This window comes from Salipiger mucosus DSM 16094 (assembly GCF_000442255.1).
Taxonomy (GTDB): domain Bacteria; phylum Pseudomonadota; class Alphaproteobacteria; order Rhodobacterales; family Rhodobacteraceae; genus Salipiger; species Salipiger mucosus.
The window spans coordinates 302,442-317,698 of record NZ_KE557273.1; the positions used below are offsets into that span (position 1 = coordinate 302,442).

Annotated in this window: 15 protein-coding genes; 8 read left to right on the top strand and 7 right to left on the bottom strand. The window is 68.5% G+C overall.

Annotated features, from left to right (window positions below; all coding sequences use genetic code 11):
* The first annotated feature begins 33 nt into the window (after nt 1–33).
* The 8 genes from crcB (at nt 34) to SALMUC_RS01620 (ending at nt 7,741) form a co-directional block, all read left to right on the top strand.
* Nucleotides 34–411: a fluoride efflux transporter CrcB gene (gene crcB, locus SALMUC_RS01585; RefSeq protein WP_020042469.1), complete on the top strand. Its 378-nt coding sequence runs from the start codon at nt 34–36 to the stop codon at nt 409–411.
* Nucleotides 408–1,454 carry an RluA family pseudouridine synthase gene (locus SALMUC_RS01590; protein WP_020042468.1) on the top strand — a complete coding sequence of 349 codons (1,047 nt, stop codon included), beginning with the start codon at nt 408–410 and terminating at the stop codon, nt 1,452–1,454. Before crcB ends, SALMUC_RS01590 begins: the two co-directional genes overlap by 4 nt.
* Nucleotides 1,451–2,131 (top strand): HAD-IA family hydrolase, encoded by a 681-nt coding sequence (locus SALMUC_RS01595; RefSeq protein ID WP_020042467.1) that lies wholly within the window; start codon nt 1,451–1,453, stop codon nt 2,129–2,131. The genes SALMUC_RS01590 and SALMUC_RS01595 overlap by 4 nt, the downstream gene beginning before the upstream one ends.
* Nucleotides 2,128–2,838 (top strand): ATP12 family chaperone protein, encoded by a 711-nt coding sequence (locus SALMUC_RS01600; RefSeq protein ID WP_020042466.1) that lies wholly within the window; start codon nt 2,128–2,130, stop codon nt 2,836–2,838. The genes SALMUC_RS01595 and SALMUC_RS01600 overlap by 4 nt, the downstream gene beginning before the upstream one ends.
* 197 nt (nt 2,839–3,035) lie before the next feature.
* Nucleotides 3,036–4,055 carry an amino acid ABC transporter substrate-binding protein gene (locus tag SALMUC_RS01605; protein WP_020042465.1) on the top strand — a complete coding sequence of 340 codons (1,020 nt, stop codon included), beginning with the start codon at nt 3,036–3,038 and terminating at the stop codon, nt 4,053–4,055.
* A gap of 146 nt (nt 4,056–4,201) precedes the next feature.
* Nucleotides 4,202–5,617 (top strand): amino acid ABC transporter permease, encoded by a 1,416-nt coding sequence (locus SALMUC_RS01610; protein ID WP_021119695.1) that lies wholly within the window; start codon nt 4,202–4,204, stop codon nt 5,615–5,617.
* Nucleotide 5,618: 1 nt separating this feature from the next.
* Nucleotides 5,619–6,938 (top strand): amino acid ABC transporter permease, encoded by a 1,320-nt coding sequence (locus tag SALMUC_RS01615; protein WP_020042463.1) that lies wholly within the window; start codon nt 5,619–5,621, stop codon nt 6,936–6,938.
* Nucleotides 6,939–6,949: 11 nt separating this feature from the next.
* The gene (locus SALMUC_RS01620) at nt 6,950–7,741 is read left to right on the top strand and encodes an amino acid ABC transporter ATP-binding protein (protein WP_020042462.1); all 792 of its coding nucleotides are present in this window, start codon (nt 6,950–6,952) and stop codon (nt 7,739–7,741) included.
* Nucleotides 7,742–7,748: 7 nt separating this feature from the next.
* On the opposite strand, the gene SALMUC_RS01625 is transcribed toward SALMUC_RS01620, so the two are convergent.
* From SALMUC_RS01625 to ttcA, 7 genes are all read right to left on the bottom strand, one after another.
* Complete coding sequence (locus tag SALMUC_RS01625; protein ID WP_020042461.1) at nt 7,749–8,240, bottom strand: SixA phosphatase family protein; 492 nt, start codon at nt 8,238–8,240, stop codon at nt 7,749–7,751.
* Between the two features lie 9 nt (nt 8,241–8,249).
* Nucleotides 8,250–9,143, bottom strand: coding sequence for an acetylglutamate kinase (gene argB, locus SALMUC_RS01630; protein WP_020042460.1), 894 nt, complete (start codon nt 9,141–9,143; stop codon nt 8,250–8,252).
* A 119-nt stretch (nt 9,144–9,262) separates the two neighbouring features.
* Nucleotides 9,263–9,913 carry a ribosome biogenesis GTP-binding protein YihA/YsxC gene (gene yihA, locus SALMUC_RS01635; RefSeq protein WP_020042459.1) on the bottom strand — a complete coding sequence of 217 codons (651 nt, stop codon included), beginning with the start codon at nt 9,911–9,913 and terminating at the stop codon, nt 9,263–9,265.
* Nucleotides 9,913–10,656: an MOSC domain-containing protein gene (locus SALMUC_RS01640; protein ID WP_020042458.1), complete on the bottom strand. Its 744-nt coding sequence runs from the start codon at nt 10,654–10,656 to the stop codon at nt 9,913–9,915. Before SALMUC_RS01640 ends, yihA begins: the two co-directional genes overlap by 1 nt.
* Nucleotides 10,653–12,512 carry a membrane protein insertase YidC gene (yidC, locus tag SALMUC_RS01645; RefSeq protein WP_020042457.1) on the bottom strand — a complete coding sequence of 620 codons (1,860 nt, stop codon included), beginning with the start codon at nt 12,510–12,512 and terminating at the stop codon, nt 10,653–10,655. Before yidC ends, SALMUC_RS01640 begins: the two co-directional genes overlap by 4 nt.
* Nucleotides 12,513–12,681: 169 nt before the next feature.
* Complete coding sequence (locus SALMUC_RS01650) at nt 12,682–14,232, bottom strand: putative bifunctional diguanylate cyclase/phosphodiesterase (RefSeq protein ID WP_020042456.1); 1,551 nt, start codon at nt 14,230–14,232, stop codon at nt 12,682–12,684.
* Between the two features lie 62 nt (nt 14,233–14,294).
* Nucleotides 14,295–15,164: a tRNA 2-thiocytidine(32) synthetase TtcA gene (gene ttcA, locus SALMUC_RS01655; protein ID WP_020042455.1), complete on the bottom strand. Its 870-nt coding sequence runs from the start codon at nt 15,162–15,164 to the stop codon at nt 14,295–14,297.
* Nucleotides 15,165–15,257 lie beyond the last annotated feature (93 nt).

The window sequence follows — 15,257 nt, forward strand, 5'->3', positions numbered from 1 at the left end:
GACATCGCGGCGGCCGCGGGACACATCCGCAGGATGACTCTCACGCTTCTCCAGGTCGCCGTCGGCGGCGCGCTCGGCGCATCCTCGCGCTACCTCGCCGGGGTCGGCATGACCCGGCTGATGGGGCGGGATTTCCCCTGGGGAACGCTGACCGTGAACATCCTCGGCTCCTTCATGATGGGCGTGCTCGTCGTCGTCATGGCGCATTTCTCGGCCAACCGGCTGTCGCCGCTGCTGGCGGTGGGTTTTCTTGGCGGGTTCACGACCTTCTCGTCCTTCTCGCTGGACGTGGCGACGCTCTACGAGCGCGGGGCGATGACGCAGGCGGCGGGCTATGTCGCGGTCTCTGTCGTGGTGTCGATCCTGGCCCTCTTCGCCGGGCTGCATTTTGCGCGGAGCGTGGTGTCATGAGCGGTGTCCAGACCATTACCGTGGCGGCGGACGACGGCGACCAGCGGCTCGACCGCTGGCTCAAGCGTCAGTTCCCGCACCTTCAGCAGGGCCGCATCGAGAAGATGTGCCGCAAGGGCGAGCTGCGCGTCGACGGCGGCCGGGTGAAGGCCGCGACGCGGCTCGCGGCCGGCCAGCAGGTGCGCGTCCCGCCGCTGCCCGACCCGGCCGAGGCGCCCAAGCCCGCGCCGGAGCCCAGGGTCAGCAACGCCGACGCCGAGATGATCCGCGCCTGCGTGCTGTGGAAGGACGACCACGTCATCGCGTTGAACAAGCCGCCGGGCCTGCCGACGCAGGGCGGCAGCAAGCAGACCCGCCACGTCGACGGGCTGGCCGAGGCGCTGAAATTCGGCATGGACGAGAAGCCCCGGCTGGTGCACCGGCTGGACAAGGACACCTCGGGCGTGCTGCTGCTGGCACGCAGCCGCGCGGTGGCCCGCGCGCTGACCGACGCGATCCGCCACAAGAACACGCGCAAGATCTACTGGGCGCTGGTCGCCGGCGTGCCGACGCCGTACCTGGGCGAGATCAAGTACGGCCTCGTCAAGGCGCCGGGCCACGGCAAGCACGGCGAGGGCGAGAAGATGATCTGCGTGCACCCGCGCGACATCGACGCGACGCCGGGCGCCAAGCGGGCGCATACGCTTTACGCGACGCTCTACCGCGTGGCGAACCGCGCCTCCTGGGTGGCGATGGAGCCGATCACCGGCCGCACCCACCAGCTGCGCGCGCACATGGCCGAGATCGGGCACCCGATCATCGGCGACGGCAAATACGGCGGGTCGGGGCAGGAGAACCTGGGCGACGGCTGGGGCGCGCAGCTGGGCGGCGTGATCTCGAAGAAGCTGCACCTGCACGCGCGGTCGCTGACCTTCCTGCACCCGGTCACCAAGAAGCCGATGACCGTCACCGCGCCGCTGCCCGAGCACATGGCGACCAGCTGGGAGACGCTGGGCTGGGCCGAGGACATCGCGGCCGACGATCCCTTCGAGAGCCTGCGATGACCGACCTGCGGCTCGTGATCTTCGACGTGGACGGCACGCTGGTCGACAGCCAGGCCGATATCCTCGCCTCGATGAGCGCCGCCTTCGAGGCCGTCGCGCTGCCCGTCCCCGGGCGCGAGACGGTGCTGTCGATCGTCGGCCTCTCGCTGCCGGAGGCCATGTCGCGGCTCGCGCCCGGGGCCGACAAGGCGACGCGCGGGGCGATGGTCGAGGGCTACAAGGCCCGCTACATGACGCTGCGGTCCGAGAACGGGACGGCGGTCTCCTCGCCGCTCTACCCGCATGTGCGGGGCGTGCTGGACGCGCTGCACGCGCAGCCCGAGACGCTGCTGGGCATCGCCACCGGCAAGTCGCGGCGCGGGCTGGACAAGCTGGTGGACGGCCACGGCATCCGGCCGCTCTTCGTCACGCAGCAATGCGCCGACGACCACCCGTCCAAGCCGAATCCGGCGATGCTGAAGGCGGCGCTGGCCGAGACCGGCGTGGCGCCCCGGCGCGCGGTGATGATCGGCGACACGAGCTATGACATGGAGATGGCGCGCGCCGCCGGGATGCTGGCCATCGGCGTCAGTTGGGGTTACCACGACGCCGCCCGGCTGGCGGATGCGCACATGATCCTCGACGACATCCGGCTGCTGCCGGGGCTGCTGCAACAGGTCTGGGAGCAGACGGCATGAGCGAATGGGCGCCCAAGCGTTTCTACGATCACGCCACCGTTGAACCGGTCGGCGCGGGCTGGACCGTGCATCTCGATGCGCGGCCGCTGCGCACGCCGGGCAAGTCGCCGCTGGTGGTGCCGACGCCGCCGCTGGCGCAGGCGATCGCCGACGAGTGGCAGGCGCAGGAGGGGACCATCGACCCCACCGCGATGCCCTTCACGCGCACCGCGAACAGCGCCATCGAGAAGGTCGCGCCGCAGCGCGCCGAGGTGGCGCAGATGCTGGCCGACTACGGCGACAGCGACCTTCTGTGCTACCGCGCCGATCACCCCGAGGGGCTGGTCCGGCGGCAGGCCGAGGGCTGGGACCCGATGCTCGACTGGGCCGAGCGCACGCTTGGCGCGCGGCTGGAGCCGCGCACCGGCGTGATGCACGCGGCGCAGTCCCCCGCCGCGCTGGAGGCGCTGTCCGCCCGGGTGCACGCGCTGGATTCCTTCGAGCTCGCGGCCTTTCACGACCTGGTTTCGCTGACCGGCTCGCTGGTGCTGGGATTCGCCGCCGCCGAGGGGCAGGACGGCGACACCCTCTGGGCGCTGTCGCGCATCGACGAGACCTGGCAGGAAGAGCTCTGGGGCGTGGACGACGAGGCCCATGCGACGGCCGAACGCAAGCGCGCGGCATTTCACCATGCTCGGCGGTTTTTCGCCCTCTGCAAGGCTGCCTAATCTCGGTCCACCGGGGGTCTCTTTGCGTAAGTTCTGGGCAGAACTCGATGTTTTTCCCCGGAGCATGGCTTGACCTCTCCGGAAGATTCCTCCCAAACTTACCCCCACTAGTCAGGGGGAAGTCCCACCTAGGTCCAACGGCCCCACGAGGGCCCGAAACCGGTTCGACAGGGACCGGACAACAGGAAGAGGTAACCATGAAGAATACCGTACTGCTTGGCGCGATGGCGGCCGCCGGTCTGGCGGCAGGTGCCGCCGGCGCGGCCACGCTCGACGACGTCAAGGCGCGCGGCACCCTGAACTGTGGCGTGACCACCGGTCTCGCCGGCTTTGCGGCTCCCGACGCGAACGGCGTCTGGCAGGGCTTCGACGTCGGCGTGTGCCGTGCCGTGGCCGCTGCCGTGCTGGGCGATCCGATGGCGGTCGAATTCGTTCCGACCACCGGTCAGACCCGCTTTACCGCGCTTGCCTCGGGCGAGATCGACATGCTGGCCCGGAACACCACCTGGACCTTCTCGCGCGACAACGACCTGAAGTTCGAGTTCGTCGGCATCAACTACTACGACGGCCAGGGCTTCATGACGCCGAAGGAACTGGGCGTGTCCTCGGCCAAGGAACTGGACGGCGCGACCGTCTGCATCCAGACCGGCACCACCACCGAGCTCAACCTCGCGGACTTCTTCCGCGTGAACAACATCGACTACGAGCCGGTGCCGATCGAGACCAACGCGGAAGCGCAGCAGCAGTACCTTGCCGGCGCCTGCGACGTCTACACCACCGACGCTTCGGGCCTCGCCGCAACGCGCGCGACCTTCGAGGATCCCTCGGCGCACGTGATCCTGCCCGAGATCATCTCGAAAGAGCCGCTGGGCCCGCTGGTCCGTCACGGTGACAACGAGTGGGGCGACATCGTCCGCTGGACGCTGAACGCGCTGATCGCGGCCGAAGAATACGGCGTCACCTCGGCCAACATCAACGAGCTGAGCGCAGAGCCCACCGACAACCCCGAAGTGAACCGTCTGCTCGGCACCGAGGGCGAGCTGGGCTCGATGATCGGCCTCGAGGCCGACTGGGCCAAGCGCGCCATCCTGGCCGGCGGCAACTACGGTGAGCTCTTCGAGAAGAACATCGGCGAGAACACCCCGATCGGCCTGTCGCGCGGCCTGAACGCGCAGTGGACCGATGGCGGCCTGATGTACAGCCCGCCGTTCCGCTAAGACCACTTGCAGGGGGCGCCGGGGAAACTCGGCGCCCTTTTGCGAAGAAGACGACCCAAGAGAAAATCAGAGTTTCCGAGAGGGGCCGGATACCGGAACAACCGGTGCGACGCCCGGGAAGAACGGAAACCACCGGGGAGACGACCATGGCGACAATGACGGACCCGCCGGAGCAGAGCTTCCGGCTCAGTCAGCTTATCTACGATACCCGTTACCGTTCGCTGACGATCCAGGTCGTCGCGATGATCCTGCTGGCACTTGCGCTGTCCTGGCTGGTGTCGAACACCGTCCAGAACCTCGCGGCGCTGGGAAAGGATTTCGATTTCGGCTTCCTCTGGCAGCCTTCGGGCTACGACATCAACCAGCGCCTGGTCGAATACGACAGCCAGTCGACTCACGGCCGCGCCGCGCTGGTGGGCATCCTGAACACCATTCTCGTCGCCATTCTCGGCTGCTCGCTCGCCACCGTGCTGGGCGTGATTGCCGGCGTCCTGCGGCTGTCGAACAACTGGCTCGTCTCGCGCCTCATGGCGGTCTACGTCGAGGGCTTCCGCAACGTGCCGCTGCTGCTGTGGATCGTGCTGATCTTCGCGCTGATGACCGAGGCCACGCCGCAGCCGCGCGCCTTCCGCGCCGACGACGGACCCTCGATGCTGATGGGCGAAAGCGTCGCCGTCACCAACCGCGGCGTCTACATCCCCAACCTTGTCTTCACCCGTTCGCTGGGCGGCAACGAGGTCGCCGCGCCCGAACCGGAAGAAGAGGAGCCGACCTCGTCCGGCCTGTCGGGCACCTACGGCGGCAGCCGGATCTCGACCGGCGGCTCGGGCGTCTCGACCGGGCAGAGCAGCGACGCGTCGGACTCGTCCGGCGACGGCGCGGCGGCCTCCGGCGAGGGCGAGGTCGTGCCGACCTCCTCGGGCTGGGACTGGCTCTTGATCCTCGGCGTGCTCTTCGCCGGCATCGCCGGCGCACGCTACGTCTCCAAGAAGGCGACCGAGAAGCAGGAGGCCACCGGCAAGCGGCCGACCACGGCCCCGATCCAGGCCGGCCTGATCCTGATCCCGCTGATCGCCGTGCTGGTGATCCTTGGCGCGCAATTGAACAAGCCCGTGCTGGGCGGCTTCAACTTCGACGGCGGCCTGCACCTGCGCAACTCGCTGATCGCGCTCTGGCTGGCGCTGTCGCTCTACACCGGCGCCTTCATCGCCGAGATCGTGCGCGGCGGCATCCTGGCCATCAACAAGGGCCAGACCGAGGCCGCCTACGCGCTTGGCCTGCGCCCCGGCACCACGATGAACCTCGTGATCCTGCCGCAGGCGCTGCGGGTCATCATCCCGCCGCTGATCTCGCAATACCTGAACCTGACCAAGAACAGCTCGCTCGCCATCGCGGTGGGCTACATGGACGCCCGCTCCACGCTGGGCGGCATCACCATCAACCAGACGGGACGCGAGCTCGAGGGGATGCTGCTCCTCGGTCTCTTCTACCTTGTTCTGAGCCTCGTGATCTCGAGCTTCATGAACATCTACAACGCGACCGTCAAGCTGAAGGAGCGGTGACATGAGCGAGGTACATTCCGAATCGTCTCTCGCCTACGTCCGCGAGACCATGGTCGACCAGAAGGAGCCGCCGCTGTCGCAGACCGGCGCCTACCGGTGGATCCACGAGAACCTCTTCTCCGGCTGGCTCAACGTGATCCTGACCCTCGGGTCGCTCTGGTTCATCTGGGTGGTGCTGAGCCACCTCGTGCCCTGGGCCGCCCTCGGCATCTGGGACGCGGGCAGCCTCGCCCAGTGCCGCGAGATCCGGAACGACCTCTACGGCGCGGGCTCGGACGTGGCCTGCTGGGCGGTGATCGCCGAACGCTGGCCGCAGCTGCTGTTCGGCTTCTATCCCAGGGACCTCTACTGGCGCCCGGTGCTGGCCTTCGTCATCTTCTTCATCGCCATCGCCCCGGTGCTGTTCAGCTCGCTGCCGCGCAAGGCGCTCTTCGGCTCGATGGCGGCGCCCTTCGTGATCTACTGGCTGATCTGGGGCGGCTCGCTCTGGGGGCCCGTCGCCGTCGCCGCGGGCTTCGTGCTGGGCTGGGCGATCATGAACTACGCCGGACCCAAGGTCGGCGTGCTGCCCGCGATCCTCGCCTCCATCGTCGTGCCGTTGCTCTACTGGTTCTTCGTCGCCGGGCCGCTTGCGGGGGCGCTGTCCTCGGTGGTGCCGTTGCGGCTGACGAACGTCGAATCCAACGACATCGGCGGCTTCATGCTGGCGCTGATCATCGGCATCTCGGGCATCCTGCTGTCGCTGCCGCTGGGCGTCGTGCTGGCGCTGGGGCGGCAGTCGGACATGTTCATCATCAACAAGTGCTCGATCGCCTTCATCGAGATCATCCGGGGCGTGCCGCTGATCGTCTGGCTGTTCACCGCCTCGCTGCTGCTGAACTACTTCCTGCCGCCGGGCACCAACTTCGACCTGATGCTGCGGGTCATCATCATGGTGACGCTCTTCGCCTCGGCCTATATCGCCGAAGTGGTGCGCGGGGGCCTCGCGGCCCTGCCCAAGGGCCAGTACGAGGCCGCCGACGCGCTGGGGCTCGACTACTGGAAGTCGATGCGGCTGATCATCCTGCCGCAGGCGCTCAAGATCGCCATTCCGGGCATCGTGAACACCTTCATCGGGCTCTTCAAGGACACGACGCTCGTGGTCTTCATCGGCCTGCTCGATCCCATCGGCCTGTCGAACTCGATCCGCGCCTCGACGGAGTGGAACGGCATCTACTGGGAACTCTTCGTCTTCATCGGTCTGTGCTTCTTCCTCTTCTGCTTCGGCATGGGCCGCTATTCCCTCTACCTCGAGAAAAAGCTCCGTCGCGAGCACAACTAAGGAGACCGCAGATGTCGGACATTGCCACCGCTCGCGAGGTCGACCGAAGCCAGATGACGGTCTCGGACGAGGTCGCGATCCAGATCTCGAACATGAACAAGTGGTACGGGACCTTCCACGTGCTGCGCGATATCGACCTGACCGTCCATCGCGGCGAGCGGATCGTGATCGCCGGGCCCTCGGGCTCGGGGAAATCCACGCTGATCCGCTGCATCAACCGCCTCGAGGAGCACCAGGCCGGCACGATCACCGTCGACGGGACCGAGCTGGGCTCGGACATCAAGAACATCGACAAGATCCGTTCGGAAGTCGGGATGGTGTTCCAGCACTTCAACCTGTTCCCGCACCTGACCATCCTCGAGAACTGCACGCTGGCCCCGATCTGGGTGCGCAAGACGCCCAAGAAGGAAGCCGAGGCCACGGCCATGCACTTCCTCGAGAAGGTCAAGATCCCCGAGCAGGCGCACAAGTATCCCGGCCAGCTCTCGGGCGGTCAGCAGCAGCGCGTGGCCATCGCCCGCTCGCTCTGCATGAAGCCGCGGATCATGCTCTTCGACGAGCCGACCTCGGCGCTCGACCCCGAGATGATCAAGGAGGTGCTCGACACCATGGTCAGCCTCGCGGAAGAGGGCATGACCATGCTCTGCGTGACCCACGAGATGGGCTTCGCGCGGCAGGTGGCGAACCGTGTGATCTTCATGGACGCGGGTCAGATCGTCGAACAGAACGAGCCCGAGGCGTTCTTCAACAATCCGCAGCACGAGCGGACGAAGCTCTTCCTCAGCCAGATCCTGGGGCACTGAGAGGGCCTCAGCCCTCGGTCAGCTCCCGTGGAATGACGAAGGCGCGCGGCTCTGCCGCGCGCCATTCCGTTTGCGCCCAGTCCGCGATGTCGAAGTCTGCGACCAGCGTGGCCCCGGTGGGGTAGTCGCGAAAGCGCGGGTGCTGCGGGGCGCGGGCGACGATCTCGTGGGCGAAATCGCAGATGCCGGGGTTGTGGCCCACCATCAGGACGGTGTCGCCCTCGGCCTCGCGCAGGCAGGACATCATGGTCTCGGGCCCGGCGTGGTAGAGGCGGTCCTCGTAGCGGGCCGGCGCGTCGAGCTGCAGCCGGTCCAGCGTCTCGCGCGTGCGCGCAGCCGTGGAGCAGAGCATCTGGCCCGGCAGGTGGCCCTCGGCGCGCAGCCAGTGCCCGAGCGCCGCCGCGCTCTCGCGCCCGCGCGGGTTCAGCGGCCGCGCGTGGTCGGGCTGGCCGGCGGACCAGTCCGACTTGGCGTGGCGCATGAGGATCAGGGTCTTCACGGGAGGCCCTCAGCGCTGTCGTCGCGCGGGCGGCAGTTCCGGCGGCCGGATGAGCGAGCCCGCGCCATGCTCGGTGAAGAGCTCCAGCAGGCAGGCGTTGGGCACCCGCCCGTCGAGGATCACCACGGCGCGCACCCCGTCCTCGATGGCCTTGAGCGCCGTCTCGGTCTTGGGGATCATGCCGCCGGCGATGGTGCCGTCGTCGGTCATGGCGCGGACCTCTTCCGGGGTCATGGCGGTCACGACCTCGCCCTCGACGTTCTTGACGCCCGAGACGTCGGTCAGCAGCAGCAGCCGGTCTGCCTTGAGCGCACCGGCCAGCGCGCCGGCGGCGGTGTCGCCGTTGACGTTGAAGGTCTCGTTGGCGTCCATGCCGGTCGCCACGGGCGCCACCACGGGGATGATCCCGGCGGCAAAGAGATCGCGCAGCACCTGCACGTTGAGTTCGACCGGGCGGCCGACGAAGCCCAGCTCGGGGTCGTCCGCCTCGCAGACGATGAGATCGTCGTCCTTGCCCGAGAGGCCCACGGCGCGGCCGCCCTCGTCCATGATCGCCTGCACGATGCGCTTGTTCACGAGGCCGGTCAGGACCATCTCGACGACGTCGACGGTGGCCTGATCGGTGACGCGCTTGCCGCGCTTGAACTCCGAGACGATGCCGAGCTTCTTCAGCGTCTCGTTGATCATGGGGCCGCCGCCATGCACGACGACCGGGTTCACGCCGACCTGCCGCATCAGCACGATGTCCCGGGCGAAGCGGGCCATTTCCTCGGCGTCGCCCATGGCGTTGCCGCCGAACTTGACCACGACGATGGCGCCGGAATAGCGCTGCATGTAGGGCAGGGCTTCGCTGAGCGTGCGGGCGGTGGCGATCCAGTCTCGGTTCATGGTCTGCTTCTTCATTCCATCGGCTTTCCTGCCGTTGCGTCGGCGTTGCGCCCCTGTCTGTGAAATCGCCGCGGGGGACGCAAGATTTTTCGTACGAAAAATCCTGGCGCCAAAAATCTTCGGAGGACGTTTTTTCAGCCGAGGCCGGCGATGATCGCGCGCAGGGTGGCGATGCCGTCGCCCTTTTCCGAACTGGTCAGCACCAGCTCGGGGTAGGCCGCAGGGTGCTTCGCCAGCGCGCCGCGCACCTGGTCCAGCACCTTTTCGCGGTCCTTGAGCTTGACCTTGTCGGCCTTGGTCAGCACCGCCTGGAAGGTCACTGCCGCCCGGTCGAGGAGCGTCATGATCTCGTCGTCCACGGGCTTCACGCCGTGGCGCGCGTCGATCAGCACGAAGGCGCGCCGCAGCGAGACGCGGCCCGCGAGGTACTGTTTCAGCAGCCGCTGCCACTGCTCGACCACCGCCACCGGCGCATTGGCAAAGCCGTAGCCGGGCAGGTCGACGAGGTAGTGGCTGTCGGCCAGCGTGAAGTAGTTGATCTCCTGCGTCCGCCCCGGCGTGTTCGAGGCGCGCGCGATGCCCTTGCGCCCGGTGAGCGCGTTGATCAGGGTCGATTTCCCGACGTTGGAGCGCCCGGCGAAGCAGACCTCGGCGCGGTCGTCCGGGGGCAGGCCGTCCATGGCGACGACGCCCTTGAGGAAGTCGACCTCTCCGGCGAAGAGCTTGCGCGCGGCCTCGCGCGCGGCGTCGTCGGGCTCTTCTGCGAGGGGGAAGGGCAGTTGCATCAGCTCATCTCCAGCAGGTCGCCGCGCGCGATCTCGCCGCCGGCGACGACCTCGGCGCGGACCGAGAAATCGGCGTGTCCCCAGGTCTTCAGCGCGCCGAGCGTGTCCGCATCGCGCGCGCCGGTCTCGGGGTTCGCCATGGTGGCGGCGCAGCGGCCGGTGCGTTCGCGCACGCGCAGGGTGGCGCCGCCGATGCGCAGCTCGCGACCGATCCAGTCGAACTCCTCCCAGGGGGCGAGGCCGTCCAGCCAGAGGTTCCCGCGCCAGCGGTGGATCGACAGCTCGCGGCCCATGCGCTGCTCGACCGCGCGGTGCGAGGCGAGGTTGCACAGGGTCACCGAGGGGAAGTCGCTGTCGGTCATGCCGCGCGAGCGCGCCCGCACGATGCGGGCCGATGGCGCCCGGTCTTCCGGCATCAGGGGGCGGACCCAGTCGAGGAAGGTGCCTGCGTCGCCATCGGGATCGAAGGTCAGGCCGGGCCGGTCGGGGTGCGACAGGGTGATCTGCCCCGCCGCGGGATCGAGCCGGGCCGTGATGGCCTGCAGTTGCGGCGCCTTGGCGCAACGGCTGAAATTGGCGCAGGGCGCCCACTCGCTGCCGTCGGCACCGCTGCGCTCATGCGCGACGGCCCAGGTGCGGTCCCAGGGCAGGCATTGGCCCGCCTCCAGCGTCACGTGATCGAGCGGCTCGCGGCCGTGGCTCTTGATCGGGTGGCGCCAGATGGAGGCGAGCCCTGCGCTCATTTGCCGTCCGGCTTGCCGGGCTTGTTCGCGGCGCTGTCGGCGGCCTTGTCCTTGCGGCTGAAGCTCTTCTTGATGTTGCCGAAGACGTCCGGCGTGTACCCTTGGCTGCGCATGATCGTGTACTGCTGCAGGAAGGTGATCGTGTTGTTGGTGATCCAGTAGAGCACCAGCCCGCTGGCGAAGCCGCCGAGCATGAACATGAAGACCCAGGGCATCCAGGCAAAGATCATCTGCTGCGTCGGATCGGCCGGCGCCGGGTTCAGCTTCTGCTGCAGCCACATCGAGATGCCCAGCAGCAGCGGCAGGATGCCGATGAAGACCAGCGCCAGGATGCTGCCCGGCTCCGGGGCGGCCCAGGGCAGCAGCCCGAAGAGGTTGTAGAGCGAGGTCGGGTCGGGTGCCGAGAGGTCCTGGAACGGCCCCAGCCAGGGCGCGTGGCGCAGCTCGAAGGCGACGAAGATCACCTTGTAGAGCGAGAAGAAGATCGGGATCTGCAGAAGGATGGGCAGGCAGCCCGAGGCCGGGTTGACCTTTTCCTTCTTGTAGAGCGCCATCATCTCCTGCTGGAGCTTCTGGCGGTCGTCGCCGGCGCGCTCCTTGAGCTTCTCCATCTCGGGCTGGAGTTCCTTCATCTTGGCCATCGAGACGTAGGACTTGAAGGCCAGCGGGAAGAGCACCGCCTTGAGAAGGATCGTCAGGCCGATGATCGACCAGCCCATGTTGCCGATGAGCTGGTGCAGGTGGTGCAGCACCCAGAACATCGGCTTGGTCAGGAAGAAGAACCAGCCCCAGTCGATGCTGTCGATGAAGCCGTCGACGCCTTCGTCCTGGTATTCGCGGATGGTTTCCCATTCCTTGGCGCCCGCGAAGAGCCGCGTGGTGACCTCCTCGGTGGTGCCGGGGGCGAGCGTCATCGTCGGCATGACGGACTCGGTCTGGTAGATGTCGCGGCGGTCGTCGTATTTCGCGACCTGCTTGAAGGCGCTGCCCTGCGCGGGGATGAGCGTGGTCATCCAGTAGTGGTCGGTGAAGCCGATCCAGCCGTCCGAGGCGACCTGGGTCACGTCGGCGCGGGCGCCTTCGCTGGGCACGACCTCGAAGTCGGTCATGTCGTCGTAGTCGATCTCGGCGAGGCTGCCGTCGGCCATGGCGACGACGCCCTCGTGCAGGACGAAGAAGTTCTTGAGGTCGGCAGGCTCGCCGTGGCGCGCGACGATGCCGTAGGGCGCGCTCGAGACCTGGGTGTCCCCGGTGTTCTCGACCGACTGGGTGACGCTGAACATGAAGTCCTCGTCGACCGAGATCGTGCGGCGGAAGACAAGGCCCGCGGGGCTGTCCCAGCGCAGCGTGACGGGGCTCTCGACGGTCAGCGTCTCGCCGTCCTCGATCTCCCACGCGGTGTTGGGGCCGGGCACGTCCTCGAGCGTGAGGCCCGAGCCGGGGGCCCAGCCGTAGAGCGCGTAGTAGGGCTGATCGCTGCCCACGGGGGCGAGGATCTGGACGTTGGGCGAGCTGGGATCGCGCGTCTCGGTGTAGTCCTTGAGCTGCAGCGTGTCGATGCGGCCGCCGGCGAGCGAGATCGAGCCCGAAAGCCGCGCGGTGTCGATATCGACGCGCGGTGCGTCGGAGGCCTGGCGCGAGACCTCTTCGGTCGACGGGCTGTCGGCCTCGGCGCCCGGGGCCACGCCCGGGGTCGAGGCGATGGAGTCGCCGCCCTCGGTCTGGGTCTCGGTGACGGCCGGGGGCGTCTGGTCCTCGACCGGCTCTTCCGGTGGCGGGAAGAGCACGAACCAGACGAGGATCACGACGAAGCTCAACGCTGTCGCGATGAGCAGATTCTTGTTCTGATCGTCCATGAGAGGGGCGCCACCTGTCCTTGGAAAGTCAGTGCCGGGTTCAACAGCCCGCACCTGCAAAGGTCAAGCCGATTCACGGGCGCCGCAGGCTTTTGTGACCATGTCACGCAGGGGCGCGGGCGCACCGGGCCCCGAAGGCCCGGCGGCGGGCACGCGCCGCGCCGGAGGGTCAGCCGCTGCTGCGCCCGAGGTCGCGGGCGCCGGCGATCTCGCGGGCGTGGCTGCGGGCCCATTCCGACAGGTGCGCGGCCGGCATGGGGCGGGCGATGCCGAAGCCCTGGACGTGGTCGCATCCGAGCTGGGCCAGCAGGGCGTGTTCCCCCGCGCTCTCGACCCCCTCGGCCAGGGTTTCGAGGTCGAGCCGGTCGGCGAGCCCGAGGATCGCGGCGAGCATGCGGCGCTGCTCCTCGTCGCGGTCGATGCGGCTGACGAAGCTGCGGTCGATCTTGAGGCGATGGACCGGAAAGCGGCGCAGGGCTGTGATCGAGGCGTGGCCGGTGCCGAAATCGTCGAGGTCGATGTGGCAGCCCAGCTCGGACAGCCCGAGGATGTTGCGCGCGACGATGCCCTCGGGCGATTCCGCGATGACGGTTTCCAGCACCTCGATCGCCAGCCGCCGGGGGTCGAGCCCGAAGCGGTCGAGCTCCCACCTGATGCGGGCGACAAGCTGCGGATTGCGCAGTTCGGTCGCCGAGAAGTTCACGCTGACGCGGGGCAGGTCGATCCCCTCGGCGTCCCAGCCGCGCAGGGCGGTGAGCGCGTGCTGCAGGATGGTCTCGCTGAGGCGGTCCATCTGGCCGGCCTCGTCGAGGGGGCCGAGGAAGTCGGCGGGCGGCACGATGCCGCGTTCGGGGTGCAGCCAGCGGGCCAGCGCCTCGACCCCGCTGATGCGGCCGGTCGAGGTGCAGAGCTGCGGCTGATACCAGGGCTGGATCTGGCCGTTCGCGAGCGCCCGGTCGATGTCGGACAGCAGCGAGACCCGCGCCCGCCGCTCGGCCCGCATGCCGACCGACCAGGCGCGGACCGCCGAGGGGCCGTTGGCCTGCGCGTCGGCCAGCGCGGTCTGCGCCGCCTCGAGCAGCTGGGCGCCGTCGCTGCCGTCGGGCAGGCGGGAGAGACCGCAAAAGCCGATGCAGGCCGTCAGGTAATGCGTGCCGGTGGCGGTCTCGGCGGGTTCCTCGACCGCGCGCTGCAGCCGGTCGGCGACGGCAAGCTGCGTCTCGAGGTCGAGCCGCAGCGCCGGGCCCAGCAGCACGAGGTAACGCGCGTCGCCGATCCGCACGCCCAGGTCCTCGCGCCGCAGCATGGTGCGGATGCGCCGGAGCATGAGCTCGCGCAGCGTTTCGGCGGTGTCCTGGCCGAAATGGCGGGCGAGCGCGTCGAGCTCCGCCGCCTCGATCACGTAGCAGGCGGTCGAAAGCTCGGCCTCGCGCGCCGCGTGCAGCATCCGGTCCGCAAGCTCCTGCGCGCCCTGGGCGTCGACGAGGTCGGCGCCCAGGGCCGCCACGCTGCCGGTCGGCGCCAGTGCGGCGCCCCGGTCGCCGGCCACCATGTAGAGCAGCGGCATCGACAGCGAGAGCATGAGCAGCACCGCCTCGCCCCCCATCCAGAAGCCGGCGAGCGACAGCGCGGGCAGGAACGCGAGCATGTGGGGACCATGAAGCCAGGGCTTCAGCAGATCCCCGACCGCGGCGCGAAGCGCGGCGAGGCGGGATGTCATGTCGCAGCCCCCTTTTCTGACCCGGACGGCGACAGACCTAGAACAAGGAAGTGACTCGGCGCTTAACGCAGGTCGGGAACCGCGTCGTCAGTTTCGGCCTCGGCCTGCGCCGCGCGCATGAGCCCGGCGAAATCGAAGAGCGCCGGGTCCAGCATGTGCGAGGGCCGCACGTTCATCAGGGCGCGGAACATCACCTGCCGGCGGCCGGGGCTGTTCTTTTCCCAGCCGTCGAGGATCTGCTTCACCTGCTGGCGCTGCAGCCCGTCCTGGCTGCCGCAGAGGTCGCAGGGGATGATCGGGTAGTCCATCGCGCGCGCGAACTTCTCGCAGTCGACCTCGGCCACGTGGGCCAGCGGGCGGTAGACGAAGAGATCGCCCTCTTCGTTGACCAGCTTGGGCGGCATGGTCGCCAGCCGCCCGCCGTGGAAGAGGTTCATGAAGAAGGTCTCGAGGATGTCGTCGCGGTGGTGGCCCAGCACCACGGCGGAACAGCCCTCTTCGCGCGCGATGCGGTAGAGGTGGCCGCGCCGCAGCCGCGAGCAGAGCGCGCAGAAGGTGCGCCCCTGCGGGATCTTGTCCATGACGACGGAATAGGTGTCCTGGTACTCGACCCGGTGGGGCACCTGCATCCGCTCGAGGAACTCGGGCAGGACCGTCGCGGGAAAGCCCGGCTGGCCCTGGTCGAGGTTGCAGGCCAGCAGCTCGACGGGCAGCAGGCCGCGCCACTTCAGCTCGTGCAGGACGGCGAGCAGCGTGTAGCTGTCCTTGCCGCCCGAGAGGCAGACGAGCCACTTGGCGCCGCGTTCGACCATGCCGTACTGGTCCACCGCCTCGCGTGCCTGTTGCACGAGCCGCTTGCGGAGCTTCTTGAACTCCGTGGTGCGGGGGGCTCCGTGAAAGAGCGGGTGGATATCGTCGCCGGCGTCAAGCATGCGCGGGCATTAGTCGAGAATCCCGGCCCGGGCAAGCGCGGCGCGCGGCGGCGTGAATGAATGCTGGCGGGCGCGCGGCGCTTTGCTAGTCTG

Excerpts from the sequence above, each read along its gene's own strand:
- SALMUC_RS01600 (WP_020042466.1), top strand. The coding sequence starts at position 2,128 with ATGAGCGAATGGGCGCCCAAGCGTTTCTACGATCACGCCACCGTTGAA.
- crcB (WP_020042469.1), top strand. The coding sequence starts at position 34 with ATGACTCTCACGCTTCTCCAGGTCGCCGTCGGCGGCGCGCTCGGCGCA.
- SALMUC_RS01595 (WP_020042467.1), top strand. The coding sequence starts at position 1,451 with ATGACCGACCTGCGGCTCGTGATCTTCGACGTGGACGGCACGCTGGTC.
- SALMUC_RS01640 (WP_020042458.1), bottom strand. The coding sequence starts at position 10,656 with ATGAGCGCAGGGCTCGCCTCCATCTGGCGCCACCCGATCAAGAGCCAC.
- SALMUC_RS01620 (WP_020042462.1), top strand. The coding sequence starts at position 6,950 with ATGTCGGACATTGCCACCGCTCGCGAGGTCGACCGAAGCCAGATGACG.
- ttcA (WP_020042455.1), bottom strand. The coding sequence starts at position 15,164 with ATGCTTGACGCCGGCGACGATATCCACCCGCTCTTTCACGGAGCCCCC.
- SALMUC_RS01650 (WP_020042456.1), bottom strand. The coding sequence starts at position 14,232 with ATGACATCCCGCCTCGCCGCGCTTCGCGCCGCGGTCGGGGATCTGCTG.
- argB (WP_020042460.1), bottom strand. The coding sequence starts at position 9,143 with ATGAAGAAGCAGACCATGAACCGAGACTGGATCGCCACCGCCCGCACG.
- yidC (WP_020042457.1), bottom strand. The coding sequence starts at position 12,512 with ATGGACGATCAGAACAAGAATCTGCTCATCGCGACAGCGTTGAGCTTC.
- SALMUC_RS01610 (WP_021119695.1), top strand. The coding sequence starts at position 4,202 with ATGGCGACAATGACGGACCCGCCGGAGCAGAGCTTCCGGCTCAGTCAG.
- SALMUC_RS01590 (WP_020042468.1), top strand. The coding sequence starts at position 408 with ATGAGCGGTGTCCAGACCATTACCGTGGCGGCGGACGACGGCGACCAG.
- SALMUC_RS01615 (WP_020042463.1), top strand. The coding sequence starts at position 5,619 with ATGAGCGAGGTACATTCCGAATCGTCTCTCGCCTACGTCCGCGAGACC.
- SALMUC_RS01605 (WP_020042465.1), top strand. The coding sequence starts at position 3,036 with ATGAAGAATACCGTACTGCTTGGCGCGATGGCGGCCGCCGGTCTGGCG.
- yihA (WP_020042459.1), bottom strand. The coding sequence starts at position 9,913 with ATGCAACTGCCCTTCCCCCTCGCAGAAGAGCCCGACGACGCCGCGCGC.